This is a genomic window from Arthrobacter citreus (genome assembly GCF_038405225.1).
Classification (GTDB): Bacteria; Actinomycetota; Actinomycetes; order Actinomycetales; family Micrococcaceae; genus Arthrobacter_B; species Arthrobacter_B citreus_A.
In genome coordinates this window covers 1,768,213-1,788,204 of the sequence record NZ_CP151657.1, presented here as the reverse complement: position 1 = coordinate 1,788,204, position 19,992 = coordinate 1,768,213, and the positions used below count along the sequence as shown (strand labels likewise).

Below are 19,992 nucleotides of genomic sequence, written 5' to 3'. Positions count from 1 at the left end.
TCGGTGACTTAATGCGAAAGCGCCGGACGGACCGGGTTAGGCGGCTTTAATAATCCTTGCGAGCTCTGCGAGCAGGGATTTTCGTTGCCGCCGTTCCGGTCGCGCCCGGCGCGTGCCAAGGCGAGGCCCGTCCGGTGGTTACCGGGCGGACGAAGAGCTAGGAAGCAGCCTGGGCCGGCTCCTTCTCAGCGTGGAACTTCTTGCCGTTGACCCGCTCGGACGCACCAACGCGGTCCAGGTACGGCGTGATGCCGCCCAGGTGCATCGGCCATCCGGCGCCGAGGATCATGCAGAGATCGATATCCTCGGGTCCGGCCACCACGCCTTCGTTCAGCATCAGCCCGATCTCCTCGGCCAGGGCGTCCTGCGTGCGGCGCAGGACTTCCTCGGAGGTCGACGGCGTGTTGCCGAAGGACAGCAGTGCCAGGGTTTCCTCCGGAATGTACTGCTTCCCGTTTTCATCCTTCTGCCACAGCGACTTGATGCCGGCGTCGATGATCTTCTGCGAGTTCTCCGAGAGCCAGAACCGCTCGCCGAAAGCAGCGTGCAGGGATTCCTGTACATGCTGTCCCACCGGAAGACCCACCAGGGCCAACAGGGTGAACGGCGACATCGGCAGGCCCATCGGGCGCAGTGCGTTGTCGGCCGTTTCGGCGTCGGTGCCCTCGTCAAAGACTGCGGTGATTTCGCCGAACATGCGGCCCAGGATCCGGTTGACCACAAATGCGGCATCATCCTTGACCAGCACGGCCGTCTTCTTGAGCGCCTTGGCGAGGACAAACGCGGTGGCCAGCACGGCGTCGTCGGTCTTGGGTGCGCGCACAATTTCCAGCAGCGGCATCACGGCCACCGGGTTGAAGAAGTGGAAGCCCACCACGCGCTCCGGGTGCTGCAGGTCCGCCGCCATCTCGGTCACCGACAGTGAGGAGGTGTTGGTGGCGAGGATGCACTCGGGGGAGACCACGGCCTCCACCTCGGAGAACACCTGCTTCTTGACGGACAGCTCCTCGAAGACAGCTTCAATAACGAAGTCGGCGTCGGAGAACGCCTCCTTGGACACGGAGCCGGTGACGAGGGCCTTGGTGCGGTTCGCCGCGTCGGGAGACATGCGCCGCTTGGCCACGAGCTTGTCCACCTCGGCGTGCACGTAGCGAACACCCTTGTCCACGCGGGCCTGGTCAATGTCGGTCATGACCACGGGGACTTTGAGCTGGCGCACGAACAACAGGGCGAGCTGGCTCGCCATCAGGCCGGCACCAACCACGCCCACCTTGGCCACCGGCCGGGCCAGCTTCTTGTCCGGAGCACCGGCCGGGCGCTTGCCGCGCTTCTGGACCAAGTCCAGGAACGCGTAGACGGTGGAGTGAAACTGCGGGGTCTGCATCAGCTCGGCCAGGGCTTCGCATTCCGCTTCGCGGGACTGCTCGGCGGTCCAGTGCATGCCGGCTTCCAGCAGGTCCAGCACCTTCGCGGGCGCCGGTGCGGCGTTGGAGGTACGGGCCTCCACCACCGCGCGGCCCTTTGCGACGGCGGCCTCCCAGGCTTCGGGGGATTCGGCCGGATCGGCGGCGTTGGGACGGGACACTGTTTCCTCGCCGGTGATGACGCGGGCGGCCCAGGCCAGGGACTGCTCCACGAAGTCGGCCGGTTCGAACAGGGCGTCGGCAATGCCGAGCTTGAAGGCAGCCGGTCCGGAGAGCGTGCGGTTGTTGCTCAGTGGGTTCTCGATCATGACCTGCACGGCGTTCTCGGGTCCGATCAGCCGCGGCAGGATGTACACGCCGCCCCACCCGGGTACCAGGCCAATGAAGGCTTCCGGCAGGGCCAGCGCACCGGCGCCGGTGGAAACGGTGCGGTAGTCGGACTGCAGGGCCACTTCCAGCCCGCCGCCCAGCGCCACGCCGTTGATGAAGGCGAAGCTGGGCACGCCCAGGGTGTGCAGCTTGCCGTACACCTCGTGGCCCAGCCGCGCCATGGCGAGGCCGTCCTCGTAGGATGCCAGCTTCTGCGTTGCGGACAGGTCAGCGCCGGCCACCAGGTAGTGCGGCTTGCCGGTGACGCCCACGCCAACAATCTCGCCGGCCGCGGCACGTGCCTGCAGGGAATCCAGCACCGAGCCGAGTTCCAGCAGCGTGTTCGGGCCCAGAGTGGTGGGACGGGAGTGGTCGACGTCGTTGTCCAGGGTGATCAGCGCAAAGGTGCCGGCGCCGCCGGGCAGGGCGATGTCCGAGACATAGGAGTGGGTGACAACTTCGGTGGGGAAGTGGGCGGCCAGCCGCTGGTAATCGCTTGCAGACATTACTTTGTGGCCTCCGTGGAATCGGTGTCGGTGTTGTAATCGGGGTGGTTCGGGTTTTCCCAAATGATGGTCCCGCCCATGCCCAGCCCGATGCACATGGTGGTCATGCCGTAGCGCACGCTCGGGTCTTCTTCGAACTGGCGGGCCAGCTGGTTCATCAGGCGCACGCCCGAGGACGCCAGCGGGTGTCCGACTGCGATCGCCCCGCCGTAGCGGTTGACCCGGGGGTCGTCGTCGGCGATGCCGTAGAAGTCCAGGAAGGAGAGCACCTGAACGGCGAAGGCCTCGTTGATTTCGAACAGGCCGATGTCCTCGATGGACAGGCCGGACTGCTTCAGGGCCTTTTCGGTGGCCGGCACCGGTCCGTAACCCATGACCTCGGGCTCGACGCCGGCAAAGGCGTACCCGACCAGGCGCATCTTCACAGGCAGGCCCAGTTCCTCGGCGGCATCGGCCGAGGCCAGCAGCGCGGTGGTGGCGCCGTCGTTCAGGCCCGAGGCGTTGCCGGCGGTGACACGGCCATGGGCGCGGAAGGGAGTGCGCAGGCCGGCGAGGTCTTCGACCGTAGTGCCGGGACGGGGTCCTTCGTCAACGGAGTTCAGTGTCCAGCCCTTGCCGGGCTTTTTGGAGGCGACCGGAACCAGGTCCGGCTGGATCTGGTTGTTGGCGTAGGCCTTGGCAAGCCGTTCCTGGCTGGCCGCGGCGTAGGCGTCGGTGCGCTCCTTGGTGATGGTCGGGAAGCGGTCGTGCAGGTTCTCGGCCGTATTGCCCATGTTCAGGGCGGCCGGGTCGACAATGCGCTCGGTGACAAAGCGGGGATTCGGGTCCGCGTCCTGGCCCATCGGGTGATTGCCCATGTGCTCCACACCGCCGGCGATGACGACGTCGTAGGCTCCGAAGCCGATGCCGGAGGCAGTGGTGGTCACCGCCGTCATGGCGCCGGCGCACATGCGGTCAATGGCGAAGCCGGGCACTGACTGCGGCAGTCCGGCCAGCAGGGCGGCTGTGCGGCCGATGGTCAGGCCCTGGTCACCGGTTTGGGTGGTGGCGGCAATGGCGACTTCGTCAATGCGCGCCGGGGGAAGGGAGGGGTTGCGGCGCATGAGTTCGCGGATGCACTTGACCACCAGGTCATCGGCGCGCATTCCGGCATACATGCCCTTCTCGCCGGCTTTGCCGAAGGGAGTCCGCACTCCGTCTACGAAAACAACGTCCCTGATCTGCCGTGCTCGGCTTTGTGGGCTCACGTACAACTCCTCTTTGAGATATGAAACGGAACACTGTCCGGCCATTGATGTTACTCATCAGTAACATAGCCTGCAAGCAGCGGATCTTTCGTTGAGACTACCGAACATGGACTGATGCAGTGTGCTCAGGGGGCAGGATCCTCTTCACCGTGAGCGAACGTAAGGGTTCCCAGCAATTTCCTAGTTTTTCCACGTACTATCGTCTAACTATGGATGACCCCCCTTCACATAAACCCTTGCCCCTCCACGCTCTGACCGGATTACCGGCCACAACCAGAGAGGGGCGCCCCAATAATGTATGAACTGATCATGCTCGCGGTTGGCCTCGTTCTTACGGTCGGCACCGGGCTGTTCGTTGCCTCGGAATTTGCACTGGTCAATCTTGACCGCAATGACCTGGAGGCCCGGCAGGCCCAAGGTGAAAAACGCCTCGGACCCACTATCAAAGCCCTCAAGATTACGTCGACGCACCTTTCGAGTGCGCAGCTGGGCATCACCCTCACCACGCTGCTGACCGGTTACACCTTTGAGCCGGCAATCAGTTCACTGCTGCGTGAGCCGATGCTGTCGCTTGGACTGCCCGAGGCATTTGTCGGCGGAGCCGGTGCCATCATCGGTATCTTCCTGGCCACGGTGTTCTCGATGATCATCGGTGAACTGGTGCCGAAGAACTTTGCCCTTGCCCTTCCCCTGGCCACCGCCAAAGTGGTGGTGCCGTTTCAGACCGTGTTCACCGCGGTGTTCAAACCCGTCATTCTGCTGTTCAACAACACCGCCAATGCGATCATCCGTTCCTTCGGCATCGAGCCGAAGGAAGAGCTTTCCGGGGCCCGCAGCGCCGAGGAGCTCAGTTCCCTGGTTCGCCGGTCCGCTCTGGAAGGGGTCCTGGACCTCGACCACGCGCAGCTGCTCAGCCGCACCCTGCGGTTCTCCGACCACACTGCCGCTGACGTCATGACTCCCCGCGTGCGGATGCGCACAGTCGGTGCCGGCGAAACCGCCGAGCAGGTTGTCGAACTGGCCATCACCACCGGCTATTCCCGGTTCCCGGTGATTGGCCGCGACTCCGATGACATCCTGGGCGTACTGCACGTCAAGCAGGCGTTCGCCGTTTCCCTTGACCAACGCGGCAGCATTACCGCGGCGGACCTCATGGTCGAGGCCCTCCGGGTCCCCGAATCCATGGGTGTTGACTCCCTTCTGGGCCTCCTGCGCCAGCAGGGCCTGCAGGTGGCCGTCGTTTCCGACGAACACGGCGGCACCGCCGGCATTGTGACGCTGGAAGACCTCGTCGAGGAAATTGTCGGCGAGCTGGAAGATGAGCACGACCGTGCGCGGGTGGGTGTGGTCCGCAGCGGCCGCTCACTCACCTTCGACGCCTCGCTGCGTCCGGACGAACTGCGCGAGCGGACCGGCGTGGTGGTGCCCGACGGCGAGGAGTATGACACGCTTGCCGGTTTCGTCACGGACCAGCTGGACCGGATTCCGGAACTGGGTGATGAAGTGCCCGTCAACACCGGCGTCCTGCGCGTGGAGCGCGTCGTTGGAACGCATGTGGAACGGCTGCGGTACACCCCGACAGAGGGTTCGCTGCCAAGCACCCATGACCAGATTATTGACGAGCTCACGAAGGACCTGGCATGAGTGAATATCTTCCCGGAATAATCTGGCTTTTCGTCCTGCTGGCAGTGAACGCGTTCTTTGTGGGCGCTGAATTTGCCGTCATTTCCGCCCGCCGCTCTCAGATCGAGCCCAAGGCTGACGCCGGTTCCAAGGCCGCCAAGACCACCCTGTGGGCCATGGAACACGCCACGCTCATGCTGGCGACGGCCCAGCTGGGTATTACGGTCTGTTCGCTGCTGATCCTGAATGTTTCCGAACCGGCCATCCACCACCTGCTGGAAATCCCGCTGGGGCTCACCTCGCTGTCAGCCGAAATGATCAGCATCATCGCGTTTGCCGTCGCGCTGCTCCTGGTGACGTTCCTGCACGTGGTCATCGGCGAAATGGTGCCCAAGAACATCTCCTTCTCCGTACCGACCCGTGCCGCGCTGATCCTGGCGCCGCCGCTGGTGATGGTGGCCCGGATTTTCAAGCCGGTCATCTGGTCACTGAACGGCATCGCCAACGGGATCCTGCGCCTGTTCAAGGTGGAGCCCAAGGATGAGGCAACCAGTGCCTACACCATGGATGAGGTGGCCAACATCGTGGAGCAGTCCACGCGTGAAGGCATGCTGGCCGATGCCAGCGGCACCCTCAGCGCGGCCTTCGAGTTCACCAATAAGACCGTTGCCGATGTGGAAGTTCCGATCTCGGGCATGGTGCTGCTGCCGGAGACGGCCACGCCTGCCGACATCCAGGAAGCGGTGGGCCGCCACGGCTACTCCCGCTACATCCTGACGGACGCCGACGGCGTGCCCAGCGGCTACCTGCATCTGAAGGACGTCATGGACCTGACGGCGCCGGAGAAGTTCACCGCCGTCGTCCCGTCCAAACGCATCCGCCGCCTGGCCTCCGCCTTCCGGGGCAGCGAGCTCGAGGACGCCCTGGCCACCATGCGCCGCACCGGCGCCCACGTGGCGCGGGTGTTCGACGCCGAGGGCAACACCACCGGCGTGTTGTTCCTGGAGGACATCATCGAGGAACTCGTGGGCGAGGTCCAGGACGCCACCACCGTGTAGACGTTTCTGCTCCCAGCCAAAAGGTTCCTAGCACCAACACAGACACAGATACCGATGCCGCCGGCCGCCCTTCCGGGCAGCCGGCGGCATCGGCGCTTTAAGACACTTCCGGGGCATAAAATCTGAGAATGCCGGAAGCCGCAGACGTGATTGGATCCATCCTGGAAGTGCTGAGCTGGGTGGGTCTCGCCGCGGGCCTTCCGATGGTGCTTATTGGCCGGATCATCAGCAGGCGCAGATGCGTCTGGGTCAGCACCACGGCCGAAGTCTTCGAAGCCGGAGGATTCACGGGCCTTCGGTGGTCCGACGGCGAAGGAAGTTCCCGCCAGTCCCTGCACACCGCCGAACAGACCCGCGGACTCGAGCCGGGAACTGAAGTTGCCCTGCACTATGACACCTGTCATCCAGGTAAATGGGGCCTCGAAGAGCCACGAAAGGAAAACCCCGTGCTCATTGTGGGGTGGACGCTGGCTGCGGTTGGCATAGCCAGCACGCTGGGAGGCTTCATCCTGATGTTGTTCTGATCCAGCCTTATCAATCCGGCCGTTCCCGGACCTCGTTCTGCTGGAACTTATCCCCGGCCTTCTGCTCAGGACGGATTTATCGTGCACACCGCGGCCCTTCAACGGATCCTTCGTGCAGATCGCGGGACCTCGGGGGATCTGTTGTGCAGATCGAGGGACCAAACCGGCGGAATTGGCCGTTTTGAGCCCCGGATCTGCACAAAGGAACTGGGCAAAGCCCCTGATCTGCACGATAGATCCTGCAGGGAACACGGAACGGCGTGCCGGGACCTGTAGTTTGAAGGCACATGACCGGAGTGGCCGCGGGTGAGCGTGATCAGCCACCGCCGGTGAGCACAACAGCAGAGCCGCAGGTGCCTGCGGCAGGGGGAATTTCATCATGGATCATCAGACGCAGCAAGCCGCCGAGTACACCGCTGAGACACCCACGCCGTTCGGTCTGGGGCTCCACCATGTCCAGCTGTCCATGCCTGCGGGCACCGAAGATGACTGCCGCCGTTTCTGGGTGGACATCCTGGGCTTCACCGAGGTGCGGAAGCCTCCGGTGCTCGCAGCGCGCGGCGGGCTCTGGGTGCGGGCTGACAACCTGGAAATCCATCTGGGAGTCGAAGCGGATTTCCGGGCCGCGAAAAAGTCGCATCCGGGAATCCTGGTTCGGGATCTGGATTCCTTCGCTCAGCACGTTCAGGCCCATGGCCTCGAGCCGGAGTGGGATGATGCCTTCCCCGGGATGCGCCGCTTCTACTTGACGGACAACAACGGAAACCGGCTCGAGTTTCTTTCTCCTGCCAACTAATTGGCGCCATCGGCTAAATGCGCCTGAATCTCCGTGATCACTGTTCCCAGGAGGCCGGAGGCGAGCAGCCCGGGGCCGAGTGGACCACTGCGGTGCGTACCGACCGGCGGCAGCAGCTGCAGAGCGGCGCGTGTCTGTTCAGTCATCGCCGCCAGCTGCCACCGGATCTCAGCGCTCAGAGCCCCGGGATCATGGGGAGCTGCGAGGCTGGCAGCCTTGGCGGCGTAGGCGGCAGCACCCAGGGCATGGGCCCCCATGTGCGCGACGCCGGAGGCCTGGGCCGCGGCCATGGCTGCCGCAGCGCCGGCCGGCGTTGCTGCTGAACCCGCCGCCCGTCCGGCCTGGAAACGCCGCCGGATCTCGCCCGCGGCGCTTAGCTCACCGCGGCTGAAGGCGCGGGTGCGGTCGATGGCATCACGGGCACGTGCATCCTCGGGTGCTTCGGCCTCAAACAGGGGCAGGACACGCTCGGCACAGTCCGCGGCCCATGCCGCTGTGCTGCGCCGGTCCGATTCGCTGAGTGTCTGCGGGGAAACCATGGCACCACCTTTACACACCGGAATCCTCTTGTGCGTGCCGGCGCGGATCGGTTGAGTGGGTCCATGACAAGAATCATCTACTCTGTTGCCTCTTCCCTGGACGGTTACAACTCGGACCCCTCCGGGGACTTCTCGTGGGCATTTCCCGATGAAGCGGTTGTTGCGGCGCTGACAGCTGATGCGGAATCGGTGGGCACCTATCTCATGGGCCGCCGGATGTACGAAACAATGGCCATTTGGGAAACCGACCCCTCGGCAGCCGAAGAGTCCCCGGAATCGGAAAAGTTCGCTCAGATCTGGCAGCGGACCGAAAAAGTCGTCTTCTCCTCCACCCTGGACGACGTGTGGACAGCACGGACACGGCTGGAACCGGCCTTCACCCTCGAGGCGGTGGAGCGCGCCACAGCAGAAGGATGCGGCGACATCACCGTGGAGGGCCGCACCCTGGCAGCGTCCGCGCTCCGGCTGGGAGTGGTCGACGTCGTCGAGCTCCTTGTCTGCCCCGCCGTTGTCGGAGGTGGAACCAGGGTGTTCCCCGACGGCCTGTCGCTGAACCTGCGTCTGGTTCGCGAACGCCGCTTCGACAACGGCATGGTCCAGGTCACCTACGACGTGCAGCGCTAGCTGCACCGGAGCGCCCGAACCCGGCTAGCCGGCGTGCCAGTGTGCCGGCGTGGTGATGTCCGGCGGTAATGCGGTGGTGCTGCTTCCTCTGGCGGAGTTGATCTGCGGCTGGGTCAGGAACAGGGCCTGCGACAGATCGGCGTCCTCCAGCCGCGCATCGCGGAGATCAGCCCCGAGCAGGTCGGCGCCGGAAAGGTCACTGCCCCGCAGGTCTGCCGCGATGAGGTAGGCGCCGCGCAGATTTGCTCCGCACAGCTGCCGGGACCTGAACTTGCCGCCCATGAGGTCTGCTCCGGGGTGCAGCGCCGGCTCAAGGTGGTCATCTCCGGCGGCAAAATACCGTGCCCGGACCTCCTCACTGACCTCCAGCAGGATCTTCTTCACCCGCGAGTGCAGGTCCTGCACATCCAGGGACAACAGGTCCGGCAGCTCACCGTGCACGCCTTGCTCCAGGAGGTTCCGAAGCCGGGAAGTCCGCTCCTCGACGTCGGGATCAAGCGTCCGCAGCTGGGCCTCCGCCAGGTGCCACCTCATTTCGTTCAGCTGGCGGACGGTCTTGAAGGCGGAGAACATTTCCTCCCTGGAACCCGGGTTTTCCCGCCAGTTCTTTCCGGCGAATAACTCCTGCGAGACGGTTTGGCCGGCGCCGAAGCAGTCATAAACCGTGCAGCCGCTGAATCCCCGCGGCCGGAGGCTGTCATGGATGCTGCAGGAGAAGTCATCGGAAAGGTTGAGGCATGGCGTGCCGGCGGGTTTGTCGACGGCAAAATCGGCCGTACGCGAGAATCCAAGAGCGGTGCAGCAGAGGGCAAAGCAGCTTCCGCAGTCAGGACGCAGTGACAACCGTTCCTGGGCGGGAGGAAGGGACGGCGGAACGGGGGCTGAGGCAAAGGACATGTGATCTTCCGGAAAGGGGTTCATTAATGGGCCGGGGGGGGGTGAGGGGAGCTCCGGGTGGAGTTCCCTTCCGGGACACACGAAATAACCGCTCCTCTGCGGGGAGGACGGAAATCGCCGGCGTCTTTGCGGCTCACGAACAATGAGTCACTGGGAAAAATGAAGTATCACTGGGGCACACGATACCCGCCGGTCACCGGGTGTGGGAGGGGCAGCCACCGGCTCGTTTTATGGGCCGCGGCGCCGGTCCCTAGAATGGACAGGTTCCCCCACCGCCGGAAAAGAAATTTGTGGAGCCCGCATGTCCCGAGGAAAACACCACCCGCCGCGGCAGAAGCCGGCCAACAGCGAGGGTCTGCTGATCGCCAATGACCTGAAGAAAGACCGCGGCTGGACGGACACGCAGATCAAGACGTTCCTGCCGGAGCCGGATCAAACGGCCCGCAATCCGTTCTCCCGCAAGGCAGCCCCCATGAAGCTGTATGCACTGGAGCGGGTGGAAGCAATCGAGGCCACGCCTGAGTATCAAAAGGCGCGGGAGGCGTCCCGGACCCGTCAGCTGGCAGCCCGGGGGCGGGCCCTGGCGAAGAAGAAGGAAGCGGTTGCGGCAGCGGAGGCGCTTGAGCTGCGGATCGAGCCCGAGCCGTGGCAGGACATGCAGGATAAGGCGATAGCCCACTTCAATGGCAGGCTGCGCCGCAGCCAGTCTCCGGCCAGCCGAAAAACATCCACCGCCCGGCTGGACCGGCTGACGGTGAACTACCTGCGGCACCAGCAGACCTCCTACGAGGAGGAGTTGAAGGAATTCAAGGGCGTGGTGGGTGTGGGGGAGGCGTACCTCGTGGTGCGGAACCGGATCCTGGACCTCATCGCGGAGACCTATCCGCAGCTCCGCACGGAATGCGAGCGGCAGAAGTTCGATGCTCCGGAGCTGCCCGACGGCGTCACCCTCTAGGAGGAGCCGCGGGGGTTCGGGAGGGACTCGGCATTCCCCTCCGCTTTGACACTGTTGCTCCGCTGCGCAACGGAGGGATTGCCACAAACCGGAGGGAATCCGCGGTGGCGGGATTGAGACAGCCCAACCCAGGGAGGACAGCCCGGTTCCTAACAGGTCCGGCACCGTCACGCCCTAGGCGGAAAGCATGCTTATCATTTAGGCGCTGCCGGATGACCTCGATACGCTGGAATGGATGAGTATCGCTGAGCTGACCCCGGAAAACACCCGCAATAAAAGCACTGATCCCGGCACCCACGGCATGGTGCGCGTGCGCGGAGCGCAGGAGAACAACCTGCGCAACGTCGACGTCGACATCCCGCGGGACGCGATAGTGGCCTTCACCGGTGTCTCCGGCTCGGGCAAGTCGTCGCTGGCCTTCGGCACCATTTACGCCGAGGCCCAGCGCCGCTACTTCGAGTCCGTGGCGCCCTACGCGCGGCGCCTGCTCGCCCAGGGGCACACACCCAAGGTGGAGCAGATCACCGGGCTGCCTCCCGCCGTCGCGCTGCAGCAGCGCCGCGGCACACCCAGTTCCCGTTCCACCGTGGGCACGCTGACCACGCTGTCGAACTCCATGCGTATGCTTTTCTCGCGTGGCGGCACCTATCCGGCGGATGCCGAACCGGGCAGCTTGGACTCGGATGCGTTCTCGCCCAACACCGCTGCGGGTGCCTGCCGCGAGTGCTCCGGACTGGGCATTGCCCACACTGTGACCGAGGATTCCCTGGTTCCGAATCCGGACCTGAGCATTCGCGACGGCGCCATCGCCGCCTGGCCCGGCGCGTGGCAGGGCAAGAACCTGCGCGACATCCTCATCCAGCTCGGGTACGACGTTGATGTGCCCTGGAAGAAGCTGCCGAAGAAGGACCGCGACTGGATCCTGTTCACCGACGAGCAGCCCGTGGTGATGATCACCCCGCAGCGCGACCGCGTGGCCAAGCCGTACAAGGGCCGCTTCTGGAGCGCGAAGTCCTACGTGCTGCACACCCTGGCGGATTCCGGCAGCGAACAGATGCGTAAGCGCGTGCTCGAGTACATGGTCTCCGGCCCCTGCCCGGTCTGCGGCGGCGCCGGCCTGCGTCCCGAAGCGCTCGCAGTCACCTTCGCCGGCCGGAACATCGCCGAACTGAACGGCGCCACCCTGGGCGAGCTCGCGGACATCATCCGGCCGACGGCGGAGCTGAAGGCAGCGGGCACCGCGTCCCGCGCCAAGGCCTCAAATGAGGACACCGAGGTTGCCGTCACGATCACCCGCGACCTGCTGTCCCGGCTGCAGGTGCTCATCGATCTGGGGCTGGGCTACCTGAGCCTGTCCCGGGCCACGCCCACCCTCTCACCGGGGGAGATGCAGCGGCTGCGGATTGCCACCCAGCTGCGCTCGGGCCTGTTCGGTGTCATCTACGTGCTGGACGAGCCCTCCGCCGGCCTGCACCCGGCCGACGCCGAACCGCTGCTCGCCGTGCTGCAGGAGCTGAAGGACGCCGGGAACTCGGTGTTCGTCGTCGAGCACAACATGGACGTGGTGCGCAGCGCCGAATGGATCGTGGACGTGGGACCGCAGGCCGGCGACGGCGGCGGCACCGTGCTGTACAGCGGCCCGGTGGCCGGGCTTGTCGACGTTCCCGAAAGCGCCACCCGGCCCTTCCTGTTCGGCGAAGCCGAGGGTTTCACCCCCGCCCGGCGCACGCCGGAGCAGTGGCTGAACCTCAAGGGCATTTCCCGGCACAACCTGAACGAGCTCGACGCCGAGATTCCGCTGGGCGTGCTCACCGCCGTCACCGGTGTCTCCGGTTCGGGTAAATCCACGCTGGTCAGCCAGGTGCTGGCCGAAACGGTGGGGGAACACGTCAACGGTTCCCCGGCAGTTGCGGAGGATCCCGAAACAGAGGCGGACGACGACGTCGACCCCGGCGCCTCGGTGCGCGACATCGCCGGCCTGGAGCACCTGGACCGCCTAGTGAAGGTGGACCAGCGGCCCATCGGGCGCACACCGCGCTCCAACCTGGCCACCTACACCGGACTGTTCGACGCCGTCCGCAAGCTGTACGCCGCCACCGACGAATCCCGGGCGCGCGGCTACAACGCCGGCCGCTTCTCCTTCAACATGGCCGGCGGACGCTGCGAGACCTGCCAGGGCGAAGGGTTCCTCGCTGTCGAACTGCTGTTCCTGCCCGGCACCTACGGACCGTGCCCGCAGTGCCACGGCGCCCGCTACAACGAGGAAACCCTCGAAGTGACCTACCGCGGCAAGAGCATTGCCGATGTGCTGGCCATGCGGGTGGAAACCGCCGCGGAATTCCTGGCGGACGTGCCGGCGGCGGCACGCAGCCTGCGGACCCTGCTCGACGTCGGCCTCGGGTACCTGCGCCTGGGCCAGCCGGCCACCGAGCTGTCCGGCGGTGAAGCGCAGCGCATCAAGCTGGCCACCGAGCTGCAGCGGGCCCGCCGCGGCCACACCCTGTACCTGCTCGATGAACCCACCACGGGACTGCATCCCCAGGACGTGCGCCTGCTGCTGGCCCAGCTCAACCGGCTTGTGGATGCGGGGAACACTGTGGTGGTGGTGGAACACTCCATGAACGTGGTGGCCGCTGCGGACTGGGTGATCGACATGGGCCCGGCCGGAGGCGACGACGGCGGCCGGATCATCTGCGCCGGCACGCCCGCGGACGTGGCGGCATGCTCAGCCAGCCGGACGTCGTCGTACCTGGCGGCGGCGCTGCAGACCCTGTCCTGAGCCGAAGGCCGCCTCCAACTGAAGATCAAGAATAGATAACACCAGCTCCGGAGGTAATTTCTGGGGCTGGTGTGATCTCGTGTTGCCTGTGTAGCGTGCAAGTACCTTTTCTGCGGCCGGCAGAAGGAACCGCAAGCAATTTTCGCCAACACAAGGAAGTGATCGGCGCATGGCTGCACTCAGCCGACGGCAAATACTGGGCACAGGGCTGGGCGCGGTTGCCGGCGGGATCCTTGCGGGCTGCAGCACGCCCGGCACGGTTTCCGTTAACACCGCGCCAACCATTGCGCCCGTGTCCGGGGAGAAAATCACCCTCAGCTACTGGGGCTGGCTCAAGGACCTCCAAAACGTGCTGGACGTCTGGAACCGTGCCAATCCCCTGGTCCAGGTGGAAGCAGCGTGGATCCCCGGGGGAAGCCAGGGCGGCTACCAGAAGCTGTATTCCGCGCTGGCCGCCGGTGCCGGCCCGGACATCGGTCAGATTGAACTGCGCTCGATTCCGGAATTCATGCTGGTGAACGGTCTGGTGGATCTGGCCCGGTACGGAGCCAAGGACTACGCGCCGCTGTATGACGAAACCCTGTGGCAGCAGGTCAGTTACATGGACGGGGTCTACGGGATTCCGCAGGATTCCGGACCGGTGGCCATGTTCTACCAGCCGGCAGTGTTCGAGTCGGTGGGCGCTGCGGGAACACCCCGGACCTGGCCGGAATGGGCGGAACTGGCTGCCGAGCTGCGCACCCAGGACGTCTACATTGACTGCTTCCCGCTCGCTGACGCCTCGGTGTTTGCCGGGCTCGCCGGACAGGCAGGCGCCCAGTGGCTCCGGGCGGAGGAGAACGGATGGGTCATCAACCTGACCGACGACGCCACCCTGCAGGTGGCCGAGTTTTTCGACCAGGCCATCGACAAGGACCTGGTGCAGATTGGCTACGCTGCATACTCCCCGGCCTGGTTTGCTGCCGCATCGCAGGGAAAGATCGCCTCGGTGGTCTCGGCAAGCTGGGGTGACGCACTGGTGGAGGGCGTCAGCGGCGGGTCCGGCAAATGGAAGGTTGCGCCCATGCCGGTATGGGACGGCCTGGGCTACGGTTCCAGTTACCTCGGCGGATCCACGGCGGCGGTGCTTTCCAGCAGCAAGCATCCGCGGGAGGCGCTGGAGTTCGCGGTATGGATGACCACATCCCAGGAGGGCATCGACGCGATGATCACCAACAGCGGCATCGGCTGGTCCCCGGCGCGGGACTTCATCGGAACCTCCCGCCAGGGCGGCTCGGAGTTTTTCAGCGGCCAGTCCTACAACCAGGAAATCTTCGCACCGGCAGCCAAGCAGCAAAATCCGAACTGGTCCTGGTGGCCCACCACCCAGCAGTCCTTCAACATTCTCAGTGACGGTTTCCGGCTGAAAACCTCGGGCACCACCCTGGTGGACTCCCTGGCCGAGTCCGAGCGCCGGATTATGACCGTCTTTGAAAACAAGGGACTCTCCATCCGGAAGGAGACGGCATGAGCGCCACCATTGATCCTGTCCGGCCCGCGGACCCGGCCGGACGGTCCGGGCGGGCCGGGCGGACCGGGCAGACCGGAAAATCCCCGGGCCCGGCACGGCCGCCCAGCAGCCGGACCAAAGCCACAGCCCGCGCCCCTTGGATACTGCTGGCGCCCTTCCTCGCCCTCTTTGTCCTCACCTTCGTGCTGCCCATCATCGTGGCCATTGGCTCGAGCTTCACGAAGGTCACCCGCAGCGGCCTGTTCGGTGAATCCGGCATCACCAGCGGCTTCGCCGGGTTCGCCAACTACGCCCAGGCGCTGGAAGACGGCAACTTCACTGCATCAATCGGCCGCATGCTCCTGTTCGGCGCCGTTCAGGTTCCGGTCATGATTGTGCTCTGCACGGCGCTGGCCCTGATGCTCGAATCGGCATCAGCAAAGTGGCCGTCCTTTTTCCGTGCGGCGTATTTCCTGCCCTACGGAGTTCCCGGCGTCATCGCCACCATCCTCTGGTCCTTCCTGTACATTCCGGGGTTGAGTCCGCTTTTCGATGCCGCGGCCCTGGTGGGGCTGACACCGGACTTCCTGGGCCCGTCCACGGTGCTCTGGTCCATCGCGAACATCGTGCTCTGGAGCTACACCGGGTACAACATGCTCATCATCGTGGCCCAGCTTAAAGCGATTCCGGGGGAGCTGTACGAGGCGGCGCGCGTTGATGGTGCATCCACCTGGCGGGTGGCCCGCAGCATCCAGCTGCCGCTGATCCGTCCGGCCCTGCTGCTGACCACGGTTTTCTCCATCATCGGCACCCTGCAGCTTTTCGCGGAGGCCCAGGTCCTGAAGACAGCATCACCGGCCATCGACAGCCAATACACGCCCAACCTCAGCGCCTACACAACGGCCTTCGCCTATAACGACTACAACGTCGCCGCAGCGCAGGCCGTGCTGATCGCCGTCGTCGCGTTCGCTCTTTCGTTTACCTTCCTTAAGCTGACGAACAGGAAGTCATCATGAGCACCAGCACAGCGCCCCCGCCCTCAGCCCCGGCCGCCGACGACGCCGAAGCGGCTAATCCCGCGGCTCCGCCACGGCGCCCGGCTGAGCGCTTACGCCCGCGGGAATCCTCCGGGTCAACCCGCGCGTCAAAGATCATCGTCACGTCCATCCTGGCGCTGGTGGCCATCTATTTCCTGGTGCCCGTTTACTGGGTGGTTGTGGCATCCACCAAATCCACTGAGGATTTGTTCGGCACCAATGGATTCTGGTTTGCTCCCACGTTTTCCCTCTGGGAGAACCTGCGGGCGGTGCTCAGCTACGACGGGGGCGTGTTTGTCCGGTGGTTCCTGAATTCCGTCCTTTATGCCGGGATCGGCGGACTTATTGCCACCTACTTCGCCGCTGCCGGCGGATATGCGCTGGCCATGTACGAGTTCAAAGGCAAAAACCTGGTCTTTGGCACCATTCTGGGCGGTGTCCTGGTGCCCGGCACTGCCACGGCGCTGCCGCTGTTCCTGCTGTTCAGCCAGATGGGGATCGCCAACACCTACTGGAGTGTGCTGCTTCCATCGCTCGTGTCACCGTTCGGACTGTTCCTGTGCCGGATTTACGCGCAGGAAACCATGAGCCGGTCCCTGCTGGAGGCGGCCCGGATTGACGGCGCCAGTGAGCTGCGGATTTTTCACACCATCGGCCTGCGCCTGCTGACTCCGGCCCTGGTGACGGTCTTCCTGTTCCAGCTGGTGGGCATCTGGAACAATTACTTCCTGCCGCTGGTCATGCTCTCCGACACCAGCCTCTTCCCGATCACCCTGGGCCTGAACAACTGGCTGAGCCAGGTGGACCGGCTGCCCGAATTTTATGAACTCACCACCGGGGGTGTGCTGCTTTCAGTCATCCCGCTGGCCATGGCAATGATCGTCCTGCAGCGCTTCTGGCGCGGCGGACTTACGGAAGGATCCGTTAAGGCATGACTTTCCCAGCGGCAGATACGGCCTCCTACCTCACCGACCGCAGTCCGGGGAGGGGACGGCGGCGGCCGGCCCGGTCCCGTCTGCGCTCGGATGCGCCCGAGCTGTCCCTCAACGGGCCCTGGCGCTTTCGGCTGCTGGCCGGCGCCCCGGGAACACCGGGCGGCGCCGGTGTGCTGCCGGACGGCGAAGCGGCCGACGGCGTGGCACTGGATAGCTGCGACGACTCGTCCTGGGACGTCATTCAAGTGCCGTCCCATTGGGTGCTGCTAGAGGACGGACGCCACGGACGGCCCATTTACACCAACGTGCAGTATCCCTTCCCGGTGGAGCCGCCGTTTGTGCCGGACGAGAACCCCACCGGAGACTACCGGCGGACCTTTGAACTGCCGGAGAGCTGGGCAGATACCGCGGCGGTGGTGCTGCGCTTTGAGGGGGTGGAGTCCATGTACCGGGTGTGGCTGAACGGCACCGAGATTGGCATCGGTACCGGCAGCCGACTGGCCCAGGAATTCGATGTCACCGCCGCCATCCGGCCCGGCGGCAACCTGCTGGTGGTGCGGGTGCACCAGTGGTCTGCCGCCAGCTACCTCGAGGACCAGGACCAGTGGTGGCTGCCGGGGATTTTCCGCGACGTCACGCTGCTGGCCCGTCCCGCCGGCGGAATCAACGACGTCTGGCTGCAGACGCCCTACCGTGGAACCGCGACAGGAGAGATTGTGCCCGAACTTCGAGCGGGTGAGGACGCTTTTCCCGTCACCCTTTCGGTGCCGGAACTGGAACTGGAGGTCATCTGGGAGTCTGCCTCGGACGTCGGGCCCGTAACCGTGCCGCGGGTGGAGCCCTGGTCCGCGGACCGGCCGCGGCTGTACGACGCCGTGGTCTCGAACGCCGCGGAAACACTGACGCTGCGGCTTGGCTTCCGGACCGTGGAAATCAGCGGGGACCGGTTCCTGGTGAACGGGAAGCGGGTTGTCTTTCACGGGGTTAACCGGCATGAGGCGAATCCGGACCTGGGGCGCGTGTTTGACGAGGACTTTGTCCGCGCCGACCTGCTGATGATGAAGCAGTTCAACGTCAACGCGTTCCGCACCAGCCACTATCCGCCGCATCCCCGGGTCTTGGAACTGGCAGATGAACTCGGGTTTTGGGTCATCCTGGAGAACGATCTGGAAACCCACGGGTTTGAAGCGCATGGCTGGACCGGCAACCCCAGTGATGACCCCGCCTGGCGGGACGCGTATCTGGACCGGATGGAACGCACTGTGGAGCGGGACAAGAACCATCCCTGCGTCGTCATGTGGTCGCTGGGCAATGAGGCTGGCACCGGCATGAACCTGGCGGCAACGGCGGCCTGGACCCACGCCCGTGACGCAGGACGGCCGGTGCACTACGAGGGCGATTACGCCGGCGCCTACACGGATGTCTATTCGCGCATGTACTCCTCCGTTCCGGAGACGGCCGTGATTGGCAGTGATGACTCCGGTGCCGTGCTGCTCGGGTGCACCGCCGCGGAATCGGCGCGCCAGCGGACCAAGCCCTTCATCCTCTGCGAGTATGTGCACGCCATGGGCAACGGTCCCGGCGCCATGGACCAGTACGAGGACCTCGTGGACCGGTACCCGCGGCTGCACGGCGGGTTCGTGTGGGAATGGCGGGACCACGGAATCCGCACCCGCACCGCTGATGGCACCGCGTTTTTTGCCTACGGCGGGGATTTTGGCGAAACGGTGCATGACGGGAACTTCGTTATGGACGGGATGGTGCTGTCCGACTCCACGCCAAGCCCGGGCCTGCATGAGTACAAGCAGATTGTCGCTCCGATCCGGATGCACCTTGCGGCTGCGGAGGGCAAGGTTACGGCCGCCATAACGAACCTGCGCCACAGCGCCGATGCGTCCGATGTCCTGTTCCGCTGGTTTGCTGAGCAGGACGGTTCGCGGGTCGAGTCCGGGGAGTTCGACGTCGTTGGTGCCTCGGGCGGTGCGCTCGCCGCGGGGGAGGCACAGATTGTTTCGCTGCCGCATATTCCCGCGGAGTCCGGCGGTGAGCTGTGGCTGACGGTGGAGGCGGTGCTGCGAGCTGCTACGGCATGGGCTCCCGCCGGCCACCGGCTCTCCGCGGCACAGCTGGACCTCTCCGGACCGGGAGCTGCCGTCGTTTCCCGGGGTGGTGCCCCGCGGGTAGCAGCGACCGGGATTCCCGTCGGCGTCGGCGTCGGCGTCGGCACCGGTTCCGGCGCCGCTCCCGCCGGAAACGGCCCGGCTTCCCGGATCACCCTTGGCCCAGCCGAGTTCCGGGACGGCAGGCTCACCGCACTGAACGGTGTGCCCGTTGACGGGCCGCGGCTGGAGCTCTTCCGGGCTCCAACGGACAATGACCTCGGTGCCAGCCGCGGCTCCTATGATGCGGCCGATCCGGAACTGAACAATGGCAACGGAATTCCGGCGCCTGCGGTTGCCGAAACCTGGAAACAGGCCGGCCTGGACCGGCTGATGGGCCGGGTGGAGATGGTTACTTCCGGACCCGGCTGGCTGCGGCGCCGCACGCGGTGGGCTGCTGCGGAACAACGCAGCGCTGTCTATCTGGACGAGTTCTGGGAGCTTACGGGATGCGACGTGACACTGCGCCTGGACATGGTGCCGACAGCCGGCTGGGACGTGGTCTGGCCGCGGCTGGGAGTGCGCTTCGACTTGCCGGGAACCGTGGACGGCGCCTCGTGGTTTGGCGCAGGCCCGCTGCCGTCGTATCCGGACAGCCGCCGTGCCGCGCTGGTCGGGCGGTACTCGGCGGGCATTGACGAGCTGACCGTGGACTACGCTCGGCCGCAGGAGAACGGCCACCGCAGCGACATGCGCGAACTGCTGCTGCGTGAAGGCCCGGAAGCCCGGCTGCTGATTACCGCACTGCCGGACGAGCGCGGACGCCGCCCCGGTTTCACCCTCGCCCGCCACACCGCGCAGCAGCTGGCTGGTGCTGCGCATCCGCATGAGCTGCCGCCGTCGAACCGGTCCTATCTCTCTTTGGACGCGGCGCAGCATGGACTGGGATCCCGCGCCTGCGGACCGGACGTGTGGCCGGATTTCATCCTCAAAGCGCAGGCCCGTAGTCTGCAGCTGAGAATTGCTGCGCCTCAGTAGGAGGTGCCGCCGCTGTTTCCGCCGACTGAGACCGCCCCGACAAGGCCCCAGAT

At 65.3% G+C, this 19,992-nt stretch carries 15 protein-coding genes; 11 read left to right on the top strand and 4 right to left on the bottom strand.

Annotated elements, in window-relative coordinates:
* Positions 1 to 157: 157 nt before the first annotated feature.
* Entirely contained in the window at positions 158 to 2,299 is a 2,142-nt protein-coding gene (locus tag AAE021_RS08340) for a 3-hydroxyacyl-CoA dehydrogenase NAD-binding domain-containing protein (RefSeq protein ID WP_342025143.1), read from the bottom strand.
* Positions 2,299 to 3,546, bottom strand: coding sequence for a thiolase family protein (locus AAE021_RS08335; RefSeq protein ID WP_342025142.1), 1,248 nt, complete (start codon positions 3,544 to 3,546; stop codon positions 2,299 to 2,301). The genes AAE021_RS08340 and AAE021_RS08335 overlap by 1 nt, the downstream gene beginning before the upstream one ends.
* Before the next feature lie 294 nt (positions 3,547 to 3,840).
* Here AAE021_RS08335 and AAE021_RS08330 point away from each other — a divergent pair, with 294 nt between their 5' ends.
* From AAE021_RS08330 to AAE021_RS08315, 4 genes are all read left to right on the top strand, one after another.
* On the top strand, positions 3,841 to 5,190 hold the full coding sequence (locus tag AAE021_RS08330; RefSeq protein ID WP_342025141.1) for a hemolysin family protein: 1,350 nt from the start codon (positions 3,841 to 3,843) through the stop codon (positions 5,188 to 5,190).
* Positions 5,187 to 6,227, top strand: a complete 1,041-nt coding sequence (locus tag AAE021_RS08325; RefSeq protein ID WP_342025140.1) for a hemolysin family protein — start codon at positions 5,187 to 5,189, stop codon at positions 6,225 to 6,227. Before AAE021_RS08330 ends, AAE021_RS08325 begins: the two co-directional genes overlap by 4 nt.
* A 128-nt stretch (positions 6,228 to 6,355) precedes the next feature.
* Complete coding sequence (locus AAE021_RS08320; protein ID WP_342025139.1) at positions 6,356 to 6,751, top strand: hypothetical protein; 396 nt, start codon at positions 6,356 to 6,358, stop codon at positions 6,749 to 6,751.
* A 379-nt stretch (positions 6,752 to 7,130) separates the two neighbouring features.
* Complete coding sequence (locus AAE021_RS08315; RefSeq protein ID WP_342025138.1) at positions 7,131 to 7,547, top strand: VOC family protein; 417 nt, start codon at positions 7,131 to 7,133, stop codon at positions 7,545 to 7,547.
* Here the strand turns inward: AAE021_RS08315 and AAE021_RS08310 are convergent.
* On the bottom strand, positions 7,544 to 8,086 hold the full coding sequence (locus tag AAE021_RS08310; RefSeq protein WP_342025137.1) for a putative immunity protein: 543 nt from the start codon (positions 8,084 to 8,086) through the stop codon (positions 7,544 to 7,546). The two genes, AAE021_RS08315 and AAE021_RS08310, sit on opposite strands and share 4 nt — an antisense overlap.
* A 63-nt stretch (positions 8,087 to 8,149) precedes the next feature.
* Here AAE021_RS08310 and AAE021_RS08305 point away from each other — a divergent pair, with 63 nt between their 5' ends.
* Positions 8,150 to 8,710, top strand: a complete 561-nt coding sequence (locus AAE021_RS08305; RefSeq protein WP_342025136.1) for a dihydrofolate reductase family protein — start codon at positions 8,150 to 8,152, stop codon at positions 8,708 to 8,710.
* Positions 8,711 to 8,734: 24 nt separating this feature from the next.
* Here the strand turns inward: AAE021_RS08305 and AAE021_RS08300 are convergent, their stop codons facing one another.
* Positions 8,735 to 9,607 (bottom strand): pentapeptide repeat-containing protein, encoded by an 873-nt coding sequence (locus AAE021_RS08300; RefSeq protein ID WP_342025135.1) that lies wholly within the window; start codon positions 9,605 to 9,607, stop codon positions 8,735 to 8,737.
* 301 nt (positions 9,608 to 9,908) lie between these two features.
* Here AAE021_RS08300 and AAE021_RS08295 point away from each other — a divergent pair, with 301 nt between their 5' ends.
* From AAE021_RS08295 to AAE021_RS08270, 6 genes are all read left to right on the top strand, one after another.
* Entirely contained in the window at positions 9,909 to 10,562 is a 654-nt protein-coding gene (locus tag AAE021_RS08295; protein WP_342025134.1) for a hypothetical protein, read from the top strand.
* A gap of 301 nt (positions 10,563 to 10,863) precedes the next feature.
* Positions 10,864 to 13,341: an excinuclease ABC subunit UvrA gene (uvrA, locus tag AAE021_RS08290; RefSeq protein WP_342025349.1), complete on the top strand. Its 2,478-nt coding sequence runs from the start codon at positions 10,864 to 10,866 to the stop codon at positions 13,339 to 13,341.
* Between the two features lie 169 nt (positions 13,342 to 13,510).
* Positions 13,511 to 14,851 (top strand): ABC transporter substrate-binding protein, encoded by a 1,341-nt coding sequence (locus AAE021_RS08285; RefSeq protein ID WP_342025133.1) that lies wholly within the window; start codon positions 13,511 to 13,513, stop codon positions 14,849 to 14,851.
* A complete protein-coding gene (locus AAE021_RS08280; RefSeq protein ID WP_342025132.1) occupies positions 14,848 to 15,846 on the top strand; it encodes a sugar ABC transporter permease in 999 nt (332 codons plus the stop codon). The genes AAE021_RS08285 and AAE021_RS08280 overlap by 4 nt, the downstream gene beginning before the upstream one ends.
* Positions 15,843 to 16,802 (top strand): carbohydrate ABC transporter permease, encoded by a 960-nt coding sequence (locus AAE021_RS08275; protein ID WP_342025131.1) that lies wholly within the window; start codon positions 15,843 to 15,845, stop codon positions 16,800 to 16,802. Before AAE021_RS08280 ends, AAE021_RS08275 begins: the two co-directional genes overlap by 4 nt.
* The gene (locus AAE021_RS08270; RefSeq protein WP_342025130.1) at positions 16,799 to 19,939 is read left to right on the top strand and encodes a glycoside hydrolase family 2 TIM barrel-domain containing protein; all 3,141 of its coding nucleotides are present in this window, start codon (positions 16,799 to 16,801) and stop codon (positions 19,937 to 19,939) included. The genes AAE021_RS08275 and AAE021_RS08270 overlap by 4 nt, the downstream gene beginning before the upstream one ends.
* Positions 19,940 to 19,992 lie beyond the last annotated feature (53 nt).